The organism is Streptomyces sp. NPDC001536 (assembly GCF_042894505.1).
Classification (GTDB): Bacteria; Actinomycetota; Actinomycetes; order Streptomycetales; family Streptomycetaceae; genus Streptomyces.
The window spans coordinates 385,285-401,054 of sequence record NZ_JBIAVQ010000003.1 but is presented as its reverse complement, the minus strand read 5'-3'; the positions used below and the strand labels follow the sequence as shown (position 1 = coordinate 401,054).

Below are 15,770 nucleotides of genomic sequence, written 5' to 3'. Positions count from 1 at the left end.
GGAAGGCACGTCAGTGAACGTTCGTACCGCCCCCCACCGAACCGCCCTCCTCGCCGTCGCCTCGACGCTGCTGATCACCTCCTGCGGTGTCGTCGACGCCGTCAGCGGAAGCGAGAGCTCCGCGAGTCCGAAGAAGGGCGACGACATCACGGTGGGTCTGCTCCTGCCCGACAAGGAGACCAAGCGCTTCGAGAAGTTCGACTACCCCCTCATCAAGGCGCGGGTCGCCGACCTCACCCACGGCAAGGGCACGGTCCGCTACGCCAACGCCCTGGCGAGCGCGGACAAGCAGAGCCGGCAGTTCGAGCAGATGATCGCGGCCAAGGTGGACGTCGTCCTGGTGGACGCCGTCGACGCCAAGGCCATCGCGCCGGACGTCCAGAAGGCGAAGGACGCGGGCATCCCCGTCATCGCCTACGACCGCCTCGCCCAGGGCCCGATCGACGCGTACATATCCCACGACAACGAACTCGTCGGCGAGGTGCAGGGCCGCTCCATCCTGGAGGCGCTCGGCGACAACGCCGCGTCCAGCAAGATCGTCATGATGAACGGCTCACCCGCCGACCCCAACACGGCCCGTTTCAAGGAGGGCGCGCTCAGCGTGCTCGACAACCACGTGGTCATCGCCAAGTCCTACGACACCGAGGAGTGGAAGCCCGAGATCGCCAAGGCCAACATGAACAAGGCCATCCAGGCGATCGGGCTGAACAACATCTCCGCGGTCTACTCGGCGAACGACGGCATGGCGGGCGCGGTCATCGACGCGCTGAAAGCCGCCGGCGCCACCAAGATCCCACCGGTCACCGGTCAGGACGCCGACCTCGCGGCCGTCCAGCGGATCGTCTCCGGTGAGCAGTACATGACCGTCTACAAGTCCTTCCTGGAGGAGGCCAACGGCGCCGCGGAGATGGCCGTCGCCAAGGTCCAGGGCCGCTCCATCGAGTTCGACTCCCTCGCCACGGACACCGTCGACAGCCCGACGGCCCAGGACATCCCGTCGATGCTGGTGCCGGTGGTGGCGCTCACGAAGTTCAACATCAAGGACACGGTGATCCGGGATGGGGTGTACACGGTGAAGGAGATCTGTACGGGGGAGTATGCGGCGGACTGCGCGGAGATCGGGTTGAAGTAGGGCGGCGGAGGAAGAGGGAGGGATTGGCGGATCTGGCTCAGATCTGCCGATTACTCCTGTTGTGGGGGCTGGTACGGGGTGTTCGGTTGTTGGATCGGGCGGGGGGCTCGGGGGGTGCCGTTGACGGTGGCCGCGGTGTGCAGGGTGTCCGGGTGGGTGTTGCCGAGCACGTTGCGTTGGCGGGCGAAGGTGTCGACGGCGAGCTCATGGGCCCGTTCCGGCTCACCCCGTGCGATGAGGTGGATGGCGAGGTTGCCTGCGGTGATCAGGGTGTGGGGGTGGTTCTCGCCGAGCACGCGGCGCTGGTCGGCCAGGGTTTCCTGGGTCAGGGTGAAGGCCTCTTCGAGCCGGTCCAGTCCGGCCTTCAGGATGGCGAGGTTGCCGACGGTGACCAGGGTGTCGGGATAGTCCTCGTCCAGTAGGGCGCGCTGCTCGTCGAGGGTCTTCACAGCCAGATCGTGAGCCTGTCCTGTGCCACCCGTGTCCGCCATTCGCAGAGAAAGGTTGCTGGCGGTGCGGAGGGTGCGGGGGTGACCAGTGCCCAGCCGCGACTCCTTCCAGCGCAGAATGTTGTCCTCCATCCCACGGGCCGCCGCGGACTTGCCCGTATCGGCGTACGCCCGCGCCAGATAGGCCGCTGCCCACATGGTGTCCTCGACCTCGGCACCCAACCGCCGCTCCCAGTCCCGGTACAGATCCTCCAGCCGGGCCCGCGCAGTGGGGGCGTCCCCGCGGTCCAGCAGGTACCAGCAGGCCTCGCACGCCGCGAACCGGGCGAGCGATGTGGTGAGGTCGGCGGGGCTGATGGCGAGGAGGTGGGGCAGCAGGGCGGGCCAGCGCGGCCAAGTCGTCGGGTCGGCGGCCTGGCCAGGGTAGGCGGCGGCCAGCAGGGCGCTGGCTTGGCGCGCGGCCAGCGCGTGGCTCTCGGTGTTCAGCTGATCACGTAGGACGGCCTGGGTGAGGCGGTCCACCTGGATGCTGCCGCCGGCTGCCCGGGCCAACCCGAGCCGTTCCAATGCCGTCAGGGCTCGCCGAAAGCTACGGGGGTTGACCAGCGCCCGCACCAGCACGCTACCCCTGTCATCGCCCTCGGCTTCGGCTTTGTCGGGGTCACAGGCGTGCAGGGGGAAGGGCTCCGGCGCCAGCAGAGTGCACGCCTGCAACAGGTCGACCGCCATCGGGTCCTGTTCGCGCAGTCGGGTCATGCCGACGTCGAGCTGGTCGGCCAGAGATCCCGGATAGTCGAACGGGGTGCCATCGCAGACCGCCGCGAAGGCGTGCTCCTCCAGCTGTCGCAGGTACCGGTCCGCAGTGAAGTGGTACAGGGACTCCCCGGCCTGCGCCAGCGCGAGCGGCAGTCCGTCGAGGGCGGTGGCCAGCCGACTCGCGTCCTCCTCGGTCAGCTGCGGGCTGCGGGAGCGCAGCAGCTCGACCGCCTCGTCGCGCTTCAGGACGTCGACCTCGATCGACGAGGCGACCTGGTGCCAGAGCGGGTTGCGGGAGGCGATCAGTACATGTCCCTCGCCGCTTGGCAGATGCTGGGTGAGTTCAGCGGGGTCTTGGGCGTTGTCGAAGACGAGCAGCCAGCGCGAATGGGTTCGCAGGTATTGGCGGAGTGTCCGCACCAGCTCTTCCACAGGACCCGCGCGGACACCGTCGATGCTCAAGGCGAGCTGGGCCAACTGATCGGGAATCGGCAGGTCGGCCCGCACCCACCACACCAGCTCGTACTCCCCGCTGAACCGTTGCGCGTACTCCATGGCCAGCTGGGTCTTGCCCACCCCGATCCGGCCGCTGAGGGCCAGCACCGGTGCCGTTCGCGATTCCGTCAGCCGGGTGCGCATCTCCATCAACAGGTCTTCCCGGCCGACGAAGTTGGCCCTGCGTGGAGGCAGATTCCACACCTGCGGCAGGCTCCCCGGCAGCCGGGGCCCCGACCCGGTGCGCCCAGGGAAGCCGGGCGAGGTGTCCGGGGTGCCGAGCGGACCGGACACCGCCCGCAGCAACGTGGCCCGCGCCTCCTCCTCGTCCAGCCCGGCCAGGCTCGGTGCCAGGAGGCCACCCAGAATCTCCGGCGCGTCGGCATCGTCGAGGCGCACCGGGACAAGCCTGCCCCGGGCGGCCAGCACCACGGAGGCCTCCTCCGTCGTGTACCGGCCGGGCTCGAAGTACGCCTTTGAGAACAGCGCCACAAGCCGCCCCCGCTCCAGGGCCCGGTCCATGCGCTGCACGAAGTCGTCGCCCGCACGCCAGTCCCACACGTCCAACTCGACCGTGTACCCGGCGCTGTGCAATTGCCAGGCCACCCACTCCGCCCACGCCCGGTCCGCACCGGCGTACGAGATGAACAGGTGGTCGTCGGCGGCGACGTAACCGCTCTCCGGAGGCGCGCTCAATGCGTTCTCGCCCCGAATCCGACCACTGATCGCCCTCGCGACACTCGGCAGCGCGTCCTCGGACAGCACATAGGGCGGGATCGACTGGGCGATGGACGGCAGATCGCGCAGCACGTGCCGGGGTGTGATCACGGGGAACAGGGTGCGGTCGGTCTGTTCGTCGAGAGTCTGCCGCAGGAAGTAGTTCACATCGACGCGCTGCTGTGAGTTCACCGTGTCCCGGGCGAGCAGGATGAAGTGCCGACAGGAGTCGATGGCCGGGCGCAGGTCGTCCTGCGGGAAGTGCGGGTGGCTCGTGAACCCCTCGGCCGCCAGCAGAGCGGCCAGCTTCCTGGCGTCATCGTCCGAGTTCGACGCACTGCTGATGAAGAAGTCGTACGCGTAGTCGCCCCCTCGCCGGCCCGTCCTGATCGCGGCATCCACATACGAGTCCCGGCTCTCGGTGAACAGCCGCACATCCGACAGGTTCCGAGCGATCAACCCCGCGACCGAAGCGAGGCTGTAGCTGATGAGCTGAGGGTTCCTGAAGTCCTCTGTCAGGACCGGGAGTTCCTCACCGAAGGACCAGTACGCCGAGTACGGAACAGTGCAGTGATCCAGCACCCGCTCGACCGCCGCCCCCTCCGGAACCCAGGCGTTGTAGCTGGACTTGAGCGCGGGCTGGAGCTTTCGGCGCCAGTCCGCCGCCCGCTCGTACTCCTCGCTCATGTCGAACCGGCAGAGCAGAGGGAGCGTGAGGAGACGGGAGCGGTCGTACGGCAGCCCGTTGCGTGCCTTCGCCGCCCTGGTGACCACCTCCAGTACGCCGTCCACGTTCTGCTGGTTCGCGGTGAAGGCGTACGCCAGGATGTGCGGCAGCTGAGCCGTGCAGATACCGCCCGAGTCCGAGATCCCGGTCCTGCTGTCAACGAAGATGACGTCGTACGACTCGATCCAGCGCCGCCGCCAGTCCTCCAGCACGTTGCCGAAGTCCTGGTCCTCGTACAGCGCGTCCCAGTCGATGCCCTGCACGTTGGGGATGTAGTCGGCCCCGACCCCGCCCGCGGCGATGAGATCGAGTCGGGAGCCGTCGGGAAAGGTCACCGGCGTGATGTGCCCCAGTGGGTCCACCTGCTGCCCGTCGCGAGCGCCCAGCACCATCTCCACCAGGCCGGTTTCCGGGCTCTCCATATGCGGGCGGAAGTAGTAGTGAAGGCCGGGGGCCTCCAGATCCCAGTCGATGCAGAGGACCTTGTATCCCCACTGGGCGAGCAGCGTGGCGGTGTTGGAGAGCAGAAAGCTGCGGCCCACCCCGCCCTTGTACGAGTAGAACGTCACGACCTTGCCGTCGAGTTTGTTCATCACAACCTCGGCAGACGGCTCTGGGGAATCTTCCGGTAGGCCTCCGGACGGTCGACCGGCCAGCCGGCCTGCCACTCCGGCGCGCAGTCGATGAGCGACGCGATCTCCTCGGCCACGGTCCGCATTTCCTTCTGGAACGCCACGTAGTCGGGAGTGTTCCGGAACTGCTCACCGTCGTGCCCGTACTTGCTCAGGTCCCGGCAGTGCTGGGTCGCCTGGGCATCGGGGTGGAAGTGGTCGCCGTCCGCGAACCTGATCGGGTAGATCAGGGTCGGCGCCTGACCGTTCGTCTCCTCCAGGGCCGCCTGGCGCTTGCGCATGCTCGTCCACTCCGCCATGCACCACTCGGAACGGAAGTAGGGCGGCGACCATATCGCCACGAGACAGCGGCTTTTCAGGAGGGCTTCTTCGAGTTTCTCCGGCCAGTGTGTTCCGACCGGTATCTCGTAATCCACGAAGACCCGCGGGTCGTTGGGCAGCACGTCCCACAACGACTTCGTCAGTTCTTCCTGGAAATGGTTCTTCACCCAGTCTTTTACGTGCCCTCTGTGGCTGTAACTGATGAAGACGTCGTACTCGTAATCCACCCCGTGCTACCTCTGGGCGATGAAGGCGGCCCAAGCGTCCGGAGCGACGGTGAGCTGCGGACCGGACGGGGTCTTGGAGTCACGGACGTGCACTGCGGTGGGCTGGGTGGCGATCTCTACGCAGTCGCCACCTTCGTCGCCGCTGTAGCTCGACTTGAACCACTGAAGCGCGGTGCCGCTCATTGCTCTCCTAGCAGACGGTCCAGCAGATCCCTCGTGTCCTCAGGGGTGAGGGCCTGTGACCGCAGCATGGCATATTTCTGGTTCAGGATCGCCACCTCGTCCTGATCCGCGATGAGTTGACTGCCGCGCTGTGTTTCCGCGTAGACGAGCCGCTGGTGTTCGGGGGTTTCGAGGAGGACGAACGGCCCGTTCAACCCCGCGTGCGTGGTGCGCTCCAGCGGCAGGATCTGGAGCATGAGGTTCGGGAGTTCCGAACATGCGCGCAGATGCCGCAACTGCTCGTCCCGGACCGCCATCCCGCCCAGCGGCGCCCGCACCACGGGCTCCCAGACCACGAAACTCGTGATCGGCCCGTTCTTCCCGCGCACGATCGCCTGACGCTCGACCCGGCCCGCCACCAGCCGCGCGATCTCGTCCTCGTCGTAGACCGGCACCCGGCTGCGGAACACCGCCTCCGCGTACGCGTCCGTCTGCAGCAGTCCCGGCAGCACCTGGTTCTGGTACGAGGAGATCGCGATCGCCTCCCGCTCCCGCGCCAGAAACTCCTCCGCCCACAGCGGCACGAGATCCACCTCGGGCATCTTGCTCAGCGCAACCGTCAACGCCCCCTTCGTATCGAGGAGTTCATCCAGTCGCGCCGCGACATCCGGCATCAACCGCCGTCTGCCCTGCTCGATCGAGGCGATCATCTGCTCGCCCAGCCCGAGCGCGTCCCCCAGCGACTGCTGCGTGTACCCGGCCGCCGTCCGGAAGACGGCGAGCAGCGCTCCCACCATCCTCATCGCGGAGGCGTTCCTGCGTGCGGCCCGTGACCGTGGACCTGTCGTGGTTCCCATGGCGTAGAACTCCCCCGCCGCGCCCGTACGTTCACCGCGACGCACCCGTACAAACGCGTTGTACGGGTGCGCACAGGGTTCCATGATGGACACGGAGAGTGACCCGCGTCAGGGAAACGAGAGGATCAGCCCTCCTTGGGCCCGGCGGACTGCACCACCTCGAAGGACCACAGCGTCGCCCCGGTCGCCGCGGGCTTCTGCTGCTCCCCGCCCTTGGCGCCACCGCCGCCGTGGGAGGCCCCCATCTGGGACCGCCACTTCTCGAAGTCCTCCTCGGAGCGCCACCGCGTGTACACGAGGTAGGTGTCGGTGCCCTCGACGGGCCGGAGGAGCTCGAACCACTCGAAGCCGTCGGAGCTCTCCACCGCACCGGCCCGGGCGGCGAACCGCTTCTCCAGTTCCGCGCGCTGCTCTTCGGGGACGGTGAGCACATTGATTTTTACGATGCTGGGCACATGACACCTCTCGTAAAGAGGGGCCCCGGGCTGGGCCCCTGGCCTGGACCGTGTGCGCGCAGTCTGCTACATCCGCCATCCAGGGAGAAAATTGACCCTTCTTTGCCGGTCGTTTGTTGAGATTCACTGGTTGCGGCCCAGCCCAAGCCCTCTCGAAGGAACGACTCGCTATGCGCTTCCCCAGAATCGCCGCGCCGGCCGCGGCGGCGATACTCGTCTTTTTCTCGGCGGGTACCGCCCAGGCACATCACGGTTTCGACGACTTCGACACCGATCGCCTCTATTACATCTCCGGCACCGTCTCGCAGGTCCGCTGGGGTGAGCCTCATTCGTACTTCAACGTGACCATCGACAGCGATCTCCCCGCTGACACCCCCGAGCGCGATCTGCCCGAGGGACTCCAGGACGCCCCCGACAGCGACCCGATCAACGCCGCGCCCTCCTACAGCGGGTCTCAGGACGAGCTGGAGGTCGCCATCGCGCCGCCGAGCTTCACGGGAATGTGGGGCCTGGACCGCGAGCTCGAGGACGGCGAGCGGATCGAAGCCGTCGGTTACGTCGGCAGGAGTCACACCGACGAGTTCCGTCCGGTCGTGTTCTGGTACGAAGAGGGCACGCCCGTCAACCAGGTCCTCAACGAGGAACTGCCGGCGAGGCCGCTGCCGGTCCCGTATCCGGAGGGCGACGCGGCGTCCGCCGACGCCGACCAGGATTCCCCGTCGGCCGCGGCGGACTCCGAGGGCACGTCACCGGCCGTGGTGTGGGGCACGCTCGGTGGCGTCCTGGTCGCCGTCATCGCGGGTGGAGCCTTCTACCTGCGACGACGTTCGCCCCGAGGGTGACGGCGCCCGTCATGGACAGCGTCTTCTCCTGGCTAGAGGACACCGGGTTCGCCGAGGCCGTCCGTGGCACGGCCTACCTGTACCCGATGCTCGAAAGCGTCCACATCATCGGCATCGCCCTCCTCATCGGCCCGGCCGCGGCGTTCGACCTCCGGCTGCTGGGGGTCGGCCGGCGGGTACTGCCGGTGACGACCGCGGCCCACCATCTGCTCCGCATCTCCCACCTCGGCTTCGTGATCGCGGCGGTCACCGGCGTGGTCATGTTCCTGCCCGGCGCGAGCCTCATCGCCGACCGTGGCAGTGCTCCGTGGAAGCTCGGCCTCATCCTGCTCGCGGGTCTGAACATCCTGATCTTCCACCGGCGGACCTACCGCGGTGTGGCCGACTGGGACATGGACCGGCCGACGCCTGTCGCCGCCCGGGTCGCCGCGGTCGTCTCCCTGACGTCGTGGTCGGGCGTCACGATCGCGGGAAGGCTCCTGGCCTACACCTGACGTCGCATCCGCGACCGCCCCTGGCTACGAACGGCTCACGGGCTCTCCCGGGGACCCACGGGCTCGTCGCCGCGCAGGGTGATGCGGTGCATGACCCGGTGCCGGTCGCCGTAGTCGCGGTTGGCGTAGTGGGCGGTGCTGCGGTTGTCCCACAGCGCCACGTCGCCGGGCCGCCAGCGGTGGCGTACGAGATGTTCGGGCTTGGTCAGGTGGGCGTAGAGGATGTCGAGGAGGCCCCGGCTCTCGTACTCGGAGACGTCCGCGATGTGCGAGGTGAAGCCGGGGTTCACGAACAGGCCCTTGCGGCCGCTCTCGGGGTGGACGCGGACCACGGGGTGCTCGACCGGCGTCAGCGCGGTGACGACCTCGCCGTCCCAGACGTTTCCGCGGCCCTGGCGGCGCTGGGCCAGGTAGTAGCCGAACTCGCGGTTGCCGTCGTGCACGGCGGTGAGCGTGTCGACGTACGCGCGCAGGCCCGGGGAGAGCGACTCGTAGGCGAGCTGGCTGTCGGCCCACGTGGTGTCGCCGCCGTTCGGGGGGAGCACGACGGCCCGCAGGATCGAGATCGCGGGTGGGCGGCGGACGAAGGTGACGTCCGTGTGCCAGACGTCCGAGAACCCGCCGTCCTGGCTGTCCAGCGCGTACACCTCGGGCGCCACGTCACCGGAGTCGTGGACCGGGTGCCCGGCGGTGACCTCGCCGAGCCGGCGGCCGAACTCGATCTGCGCGGCGTCGTCCAGCCCGTCCTGGCCACGGACGAAGAGGACCTTGTACGCCACGAGGGTCTCCCTGAGCGCCTGGACCTCCTCGTCGGTGAGGCGGGCGAGGTCGATGCCGTCGATCTCGGCGCCGAAGCCCGGGCCGAGGGGCGTGAGCCGGAGCTGGGGAGGGGTGGTGACCGTCATCTGAGCTTCCCTTCTTGGATACGGCGTTCAGGCCGCGGCCGCCGACTTGACCGCGTGGGACACCTGGGCGCGCAGCTCGGTGAATTCGCGTGACTCGCGCAGCTCGTCGGCGTCGACCTCGCCGCGCGGGAGGTCGACCGGCAGGTCGAGGGCGACGGTGCCGGGGGCCTTGGTCAGGACGACGATGCGGGAGCCGAGGAAGACCGCCTCCTCGGCGGAGTGGGTCACGAAGACGGTGGTCCGGCCCGTGACCCGGCGGACGTCCTCCTGGAGCCGCTCCCGGGTCAGCGCGTCCAGCGCGGCGAACGGCTCGTCGAGCAGGAAGAGGGGGTTCTCGGCGGCCAGGGCGCGGGCGATGGCGACCCGCTGCTGCTGCCCGCCGGAGATCTCCCACACGCGCCGCTTCTCGGTGCCCTCAAGGCCGACACGGGCCAGCAACTCGGCGCGTCTGGCGGGCCATTGGGCGCGCTCGACGCCCGCGTAGCGCAGCGCCAGGTCGATGTTGCCCCGTACGGTCCGCCACGGGAACAGCCGCGGCGACTGGAACACCACTCCGGCCGCCTCGCCGGGCTTCGGCGCGTTGCCGGACACCCGTACCGCGCCCTGCGTCGGCTGCTCGAACCCGGCGATCAGCCGCAGCAGGGTGCTCTTGCCGCAGCCGGAGGCGCCGACGAGGACGAGGAACTCGCCCGCGGGGACGGTGAGATCGACCGGGCCGACGGCGGTGACGGGACCGTACCGGTGGGTGACGTTCTGGATCCGGACGGAACCGTCGACAGGGGTCTCGACGGGCGCTTCCCTGGTCTCACTTGAGGACATCGGGCAGCCCCTTCAGATAGAACGCCTTGCGGACCGCGTCCTCGCCCGGCGCCGCGTCGATCTGCTTCTGGTCGGCGAGGAACGTCGCGGTGTCGGTGACGTAGGTGAGCAGCTTGCCGGGGCTGCCGTCGGTGCCCAGCCAGTCGGCGGAGGCGACCTCCTCAGGGGTGAGGAAGACGCCCTGGGCGAGCTGGGCCTTGGCGTCGGCGGTGCTGATGCCGAGCTCGGTGGCGACGTCCTTGACCGTGCCGTCCGGGTCGGACTTCAGCAGCCGCAGGGCCTCCGCCTCGACCGAGCGCCAGGTGTCGATGGCCTGGGGGTCGCGGGCGATCAGTTCGTCGGAGACGACGGCCAGGTCGAGGGTCGGCTTTCCGGCCGCGCCGATCTCCTTGCTGCTGGTCAACTGGGTGCCGGTCTTGCGGAGTTCGTCGAGGGTGGGCAGCCACACGTACGCGGCATCGATGTCACCGCGCTGCCAGGCGGCGAGGATCGGCTGCGGCTGGAGGTCGACGAGCTTGACGTCGGAGGTCTTGAGCCCGGCCTCGGCGAGCGCGGCGAGCAGGCTGTAGTGGGAGGTGGAGGCGAAGGGCGTGGCGATCGTCTTGCCCTTGAGTCCGGCGACGTCGGTGATGCCGGTGGACTTGCGGGCGACCAGAGCCTCGTTCTCGCCGGCCACATCGAGGATGAAGGCGACCTTGTACGGGATCGGCGAGCTGCCCGAGATCCCGCGGGCGAACGGGCTGGAGCCGAGGGCCGCGATGTCGAGGGACTTGCCGAGGAAGGCCTGGTTGACGCTGGCGCCGGAGTCGAACTTGATCCAGGTGATCTTGTGGTCCGGCAGCGCCTTCTCCAGGAGCTTTCTCTGCTTGACGATCAAGTCGCCGCTGGGGAAGGCGAAGTAGCCGATCCGCAGCTGCTTGGAGCCGCCGGACGAGGCGGCCTCGCTGTCGGAGGAGCAGCCGGTGAGGGCGGCGGAGACGGTGGCGAGGGCGCCGGCGAGGAGGAGACGACGGGAGGGGCCGGGGGAGACAGGGGACATGGCGGTGCCGTTTCTGTGCAAGGGAGTTGAGGGGGACTGGGTGGGCCTAGACGCGGCCGCGCCAGGGGACGACGGCACGCTCCAGCCGTAGCAGCAGCCCGTCGATGACCAGCCCGGAGACGCCGATGGCGATGATGCCGACCAGCACGACCGGGGTGTTGTTGTAGTTGGCGGCGTCCTTGACCATGCCGCCGATGCCGGGCAGGCCGTTGACCAGCTCGGCGGCGACGAGGGAGGAGTAGGCCACGCCGACGGCGAGGCGTACGCCGGTGAGGGTCTCGGGGAGCGCGGAGGGCAGGACGACGTCCTTGACGACGTCCCACCGCGACCCGCCGAGCGCCCGGGCCGCCTCGACGAGACCGCGCGGTACGGCGGCGACGGCGGCCGTCGTGGACACCGCGACCGGCGGGAACGCGGCCACCGCCAGCAGGGTGACCTTCGGCTCCTCGTTGATGCCGAGCCAGATGATGAGCAGCGAGAAGTACGCCAGCGGCGGCAGCGTCCGCAGGAAGGTGATCCAGGGCTCGAACAGCGCGCGGAACCAGCCGACGGTGCCCATCAGCACGCCGAACAGCACCCCGACGAGGATGCCGATACCGGCGCCGAGCGCGATGCGGCGCAGGCTGATGCCGAGGTGCTCGACGAGGGTCGTGCCGTTGTAGCCCCGTACGCCGTCATGCGTCGTGGACACGTCGACGAACGCGTCCCACACCTTCGCCGGCGCCGGCACCAACGTCTCGCTCCACGTCCCGCTCGCCGCGAGCAGCTGCCACAGGGCGAGGAAGAGGAGCAGGGACCCGAAGGGCAGAGCGATGTCGCGCGCCCGCGCCCAAGTGCGGCGCGACGTAGGCGACTTGACGCTCTCTATGGATTCGGGTTCGGCCTTCGACAACTGAGGTGTCGTGGACACGGGCAGCCTCCAACGGGCGCCGAGGGGTGAGCGGTCGCGGCCGTCGCGAAACGGGGACGACGGCCCGAAGAAAGGGGGGAACGCAATCAGACGCGCATCAGAGGCACGTCACCACGGGGTCAGCGCGGGATCAACGACAACACGAAGCCGGGCGTCGGCACAGGTCGATGACCAGGCGTCGCACGAGCGGCTTGTGAATCATGGACAAAGTTGTACAGCAGCCACGGCCCCCCACCAAGGGGCGTCTTACTTCCTGGACCGGGGCGTTCTCAGAACGTGCCGAGGAAGGTGCCGGGCCAGGAGCTGTGCCCGTCACCGCATCCGCCATGGGCGAGGCGCCGGCCCGTTCGACGGACCGGCGCCTCAAGGGAGTCAGCGCAGGGTGCCGATGCGTTCCACCCGGTCGCTCACCCCGTTCCGCAGCTCACTCAGCGTCGTACCGGAAGGAGCCACCGTGGGCGTGGACGACGGCGGCTGCGTCTCGTCCGCGCAACTGGCGCCCCGCTTCGGGACCTTGAGGTCGACGAGGTAGGCCGTCACCGCGTCCGTCGCGCACGCGCTGCGGCCGAACGCCGTGTGTCCCTCGGCCTCGAACGTGAGCAGCCGTCCGTTGTCGAGCTCGCGCGACAGCGCCACCGCGTCTCGGTACGGGGTGTCCGGGTCGCCGGTCGTACCGAGGACGAGGATCGGTGCGGAGCCCTCCGCCTCGAAGGGGCCGCCGTAGCGGCTGACCTGCTCGCCGGGCCACTGGACGCAGGCCGGGGCGTGCTGGTGGTCGTAGGTCGGCGGGCCGTAGGCCATGGCGGGGCCGAGGAGCGGGGCCAGCCGGGCGTTGGTGGTGACCTCGCGCTTCAGGCGGGCCGGGCTCTTCGGGTAGTCCTTGTCGACGCACTCGACGACCACGTTCGGGCCGAGGAAGTCGAAGCTGGCCGGGGACGGCGGCCGCAGCAGGAAGGACGTGTTGTCGCGCAGCTGCGCCTTGCGCAGGGCGCCGCCGAGGGCGGGCCAGATGACCTTGCCCTCGTTGATGTTGAACATCAGGCGGTACACGAGGGTGTAGCCGCCCGCCCGGCCGCCGCTCGCGGTCACCACCGGGTTCGCGTCCAGGTCCGCCTTCAGCTTCGCGAAGGCTCCGCGCGGGTCGCCGTCGCCGAACCCGCAGGTCGCCTGGTCCGCGGCGCACCAGTCGAGGAAGCGGCCCATCGCGCCGTCCAGGGCGAGGTACTGGGTCCGGTCGTAGGTGTACGGCTGGTTCGCGTAGCGCTCCGGGTCGTACGCCCCGTCGAGCGCGAGGGCCCGCACCCGCTCCGGGAACAGGGACGCGTACACCGTGCCGATGTAGCTGCCGAACGAGCGGCCGTAGTAGGTGAGTTGCTCCTCGCCGAGCGCCTGCCGCAGCAGGTCGATGTCCCGGGCGACGTACTCCGTGCCGACATACGGCAGCAGGGCGCCCGCGTTGTCCTGGCAGGCCTGGTCGAAGTCGGCGGCCTGGCGTACGGCGGGTTCGTAGGCGTCGGGGCCGGGGACGCCCTTGGCCGCGGTGACGGCGGCCGTGTACGTGGGGTCGTCCCAGCACTGGAGCGCGGAGCTGCGGCCGACGCCCCGCACGTCGTAGCCGAAGACGTCGAAGGAGTCGCGCAGGTCGGCGGGGAGATCGGCGTAGTTGTTGCGGACGAAGTCCACGCCGGAGTTGCCGGGGCCGCCGGGCTGGAGGAAGAGGGTGCCCTTGCGTTCGGCCTGGTCAGTGGCCTTCTTGCGGATGACGGCAAGGGTGATGGTGGTGCCCTGCGGGTCGCGGTAATCGAGCGGCACGGCGGCGTTCGCACACTCGAAGCCGCCCTGGCAGTCCGCCCAGGCGAGCGTCGGCACCGGGGCCGTGGCGGTCCGGGCGGGTGCTGCCTGGACTGCCCCGGCCCCGGCTATGACGAGCGCTATCGCCGCCGCGCCGATGGTTTTCAGTGGTCTGAGCAAGGTGTGTTCCCCCTGTAGCTGATGTGACGCCAAGAACCCGTGGATGAAGAGGAGTTCGAGGGGTTTCCAGTTCCACAGGGAACGCACAGATGTTTCCGGGATGCCGCCCCGGCGTTCTCTCATGTGAACAGAAATCAGCTACCGGACTATTGACGTGCTCAGGCCAGCACTCCTACCTTCCGGGGGGAAAGCGCTTTCCAAGCCTTGTTTTCGGCCCATCAGCTCCACCCCTCTGGCACGACCCGCACCGTCCTGGAGATGGAGATCCACGATGCACCTGAGACCCGTCATCGCCTGCGCCACCCTCCTGGGAGGCACCCTCGTCGCCCTGTCCGGCCCCACCGCACAGGCGGCCACCACGCGCTACGAGGCCGAGACCGCCCCGGCCGTCTGCACCGGCGCCATCGAGACCGAGTGGACCGGCTACTCCGGCAGCGGCTTCTGCAACGCCACCAACTCCACGAGCGGCTACGCCCAGTTCACCGTCACCGCACCCGCGGCCGGCACCGCGACCGTGGCCGTCCGCTTCGCCAACGGCACCACCACCGCCCGACCGGCGAACATCATCGTGAACGGAACGACGGTCAGCACGGCCTCCTTCGAGGGCACCGGCACCTGGTCCGGCTGGACCACCAAGACCCTGACCGTGCCGGTCAATTCGGGCAGCAACACCATCCGGCTCAGCCCGACCACGGCCAACGGCCTGCCCAACGTCGACCACCTCGACGCCACGACCGCCGACGGCGGCACCACACCTCCCACCAGCGGCGCCCTCTACGTCTCGCCCAGCGGCACCGCCGCCGCGGCCGGCACGATCGACGCCCCCACCACCCTCGCCTCGGCGATCGGCAAGGTGGCCTCGGGCGGCACGATCTACCTGCGCGGAGGGACGTACACCTACTCCTCGACGGTCACCGTCCCGGTGGGCAGCAACGGGACGTCGAGCGCCCGCACCACGATCGCCGCCTACGCGGCCGAGAAGCCCGTGCTCAACTTCGCGGCGCAGACCGAGAGTTCGTCGAACCGCGGGCTCCAGATCAACGGCAACTACTGGCACGTCAAGGGCCTCGTCGTCGAGCGCGCCGGGGACAACGGGATCTACGTCGGCGGCAGCAACAACGTCATCGAGCGCACGGTGACCCGCTACAACCGCGACACCGGACTCCAGCTCGGCCGGATCGCCTCCACCACCCCGACCAGCCAGTGGCCGGCCAACAACCTGATCCTCAGCGCCGAGTCGCACGACAACGCCGACTCCGACGGCGAGGACGCGGACGGCTTCGCCGCGAAGCTGACGGTCGGCGCCGGGAACGTCTTCCGGTACGCCGTCGCCCACCACAACATCGACGACGGCTGGGACCTCTACACCTACTCCGACTACGACCCGATCGGCACGGTGACCATCGAGGACTCCCTGTCCTACGGCAACGGCACCCTCAGCGACGGCTCGCAGGCCGGCAACGGCGACCGCAACGGCTACAAGCTCGGCGGCGAGGACGTGCCGATCAACCACGTCGTGCGGCGCAGCATCGCCTACGGCAACGGAAAGCACGGGTTCACCTACAACAGCAACCCGGGCTCGATGACGATCTCCAACAACCTGAGCGTCGACAACACCGAACGCAACTTCAACTTCGACGCCGGCACCTCGGTGTTCCGGAACAACACCTCGTGCCGCGGCGGCAGCGGCACCAACGACCGGATCATCGGCAACTCCGACAGCTCCAACCAGTTCTGGTCCGGCACCAACGGCTCCCGCTGCTCCGCCTACTCCGGCGCCCTGGCCTGGTCCTTCGCCTCGGACGGCACGCTGGTCGTGACGATCGGCGGCACCCGGGTCACGCTGTAGGGCCGCGTTCC

14 protein-coding genes are annotated in these 15,770 nt (G+C 69.1%); 4 read left to right on the top strand and 10 right to left on the bottom strand.

Features of this window, described 5'->3' with window-relative positions; translation table 11 throughout:
* The first annotated feature begins 13 nt into the window (after positions 1-13).
* Complete coding sequence (locus ACFY0U_RS10790) at positions 14-1,132, top strand: sugar ABC transporter substrate-binding protein (protein ID WP_388633326.1); 1,119 nt, start codon at positions 14-16, stop codon at positions 1,130-1,132.
* A gap of 50 nt (positions 1,133-1,182) precedes the next feature.
* On the opposite strand, the gene fxsT is transcribed toward ACFY0U_RS10790, so the two are convergent.
* From fxsT to ACFY0U_RS10765, 5 genes are all read right to left on the bottom strand, one after another.
* Positions 1,183-4,869, bottom strand: coding sequence for an FxSxx-COOH system tetratricopeptide repeat protein (fxsT, locus tag ACFY0U_RS10785; protein ID WP_388633324.1), 3,687 nt, complete (start codon positions 4,867-4,869; stop codon positions 1,183-1,185).
* Entirely contained in the window at positions 4,869-5,456 is a 588-nt protein-coding gene (locus ACFY0U_RS10780) for a toll/interleukin-1 receptor domain-containing protein (RefSeq protein ID WP_388633321.1), read from the bottom strand. The genes fxsT and ACFY0U_RS10780 overlap by 1 nt, the downstream gene beginning before the upstream one ends.
* Positions 5,457-5,462: 6 nt before the next feature.
* Positions 5,463-5,639 carry a DUF397 domain-containing protein gene (locus ACFY0U_RS10775; protein ID WP_388633318.1) on the bottom strand — a complete coding sequence of 59 codons (177 nt, stop codon included), beginning with the start codon at positions 5,637-5,639 and terminating at the stop codon, positions 5,463-5,465.
* Positions 5,636-6,475, bottom strand: a complete 840-nt coding sequence (locus tag ACFY0U_RS10770; RefSeq protein ID WP_388633315.1) for a Scr1 family TA system antitoxin-like transcriptional regulator — start codon at positions 6,473-6,475, stop codon at positions 5,636-5,638. Before ACFY0U_RS10770 ends, ACFY0U_RS10775 begins: the two co-directional genes overlap by 4 nt.
* Positions 6,476-6,600: 125 nt before the next feature.
* Positions 6,601-6,930 (bottom strand): antibiotic biosynthesis monooxygenase family protein, encoded by a 330-nt coding sequence (locus tag ACFY0U_RS10765; protein WP_388633312.1) that lies wholly within the window; start codon positions 6,928-6,930, stop codon positions 6,601-6,603.
* A gap of 170 nt (positions 6,931-7,100) precedes the next feature.
* On the opposite strand from ACFY0U_RS10765, the gene ACFY0U_RS10760 reads away from it, so the two are divergent.
* Positions 7,101-7,772, top strand: coding sequence for a DUF6152 family protein (locus ACFY0U_RS10760; protein ID WP_388633309.1), 672 nt, complete (start codon positions 7,101-7,103; stop codon positions 7,770-7,772).
* 11 nt (positions 7,773-7,783) lie between these two features.
* On the top strand, positions 7,784-8,266 hold the full coding sequence (locus tag ACFY0U_RS10755; RefSeq protein ID WP_388633307.1) for a DUF6644 family protein: 483 nt from the start codon (positions 7,784-7,786) through the stop codon (positions 8,264-8,266).
* A 35-nt stretch (positions 8,267-8,301) separates the two neighbouring features.
* On the opposite strand, the gene ACFY0U_RS10750 is transcribed toward ACFY0U_RS10755, so the two are convergent.
* The 5 genes from ACFY0U_RS10750 to ACFY0U_RS10730 form a co-directional block, all read right to left on the bottom strand.
* A complete protein-coding gene (locus ACFY0U_RS10750; protein WP_388633305.1) occupies positions 8,302-9,171 on the bottom strand; it encodes a TauD/TfdA dioxygenase family protein in 870 nt (289 codons plus the stop codon).
* 27 nt (positions 9,172-9,198) lie between these two features.
* Positions 9,199-9,990 carry an ABC transporter ATP-binding protein gene (locus ACFY0U_RS10745; protein WP_388633303.1) on the bottom strand — a complete coding sequence of 264 codons (792 nt, stop codon included), beginning with the start codon at positions 9,988-9,990 and terminating at the stop codon, positions 9,199-9,201.
* Positions 9,977-11,029, bottom strand: coding sequence for an ABC transporter substrate-binding protein (locus tag ACFY0U_RS10740; RefSeq protein ID WP_388633301.1), 1,053 nt, complete (start codon positions 11,027-11,029; stop codon positions 9,977-9,979). The genes ACFY0U_RS10745 and ACFY0U_RS10740 overlap by 14 nt, the downstream gene beginning before the upstream one ends.
* A 46-nt stretch (positions 11,030-11,075) precedes the next feature.
* Positions 11,076-11,897, bottom strand: a complete 822-nt coding sequence (locus tag ACFY0U_RS10735) for an ABC transporter permease (RefSeq protein WP_388634305.1) — start codon at positions 11,895-11,897, stop codon at positions 11,076-11,078.
* 414 nt (positions 11,898-12,311) lie between these two features.
* Complete coding sequence (locus tag ACFY0U_RS10730) at positions 12,312-13,910, bottom strand: alpha/beta hydrolase (RefSeq protein ID WP_388633298.1); 1,599 nt, start codon at positions 13,908-13,910, stop codon at positions 12,312-12,314.
* A gap of 271 nt (positions 13,911-14,181) precedes the next feature.
* Between ACFY0U_RS10730 and ACFY0U_RS10725 the strand changes: the two genes are divergently transcribed.
* Positions 14,182-15,759 carry a carbohydrate-binding protein gene (locus tag ACFY0U_RS10725; RefSeq protein WP_388633295.1) on the top strand — a complete coding sequence of 526 codons (1,578 nt, stop codon included), beginning with the start codon at positions 14,182-14,184 and terminating at the stop codon, positions 15,757-15,759.
* The last annotated feature ends 11 nt before the right edge of the window (positions 15,760-15,770 follow it).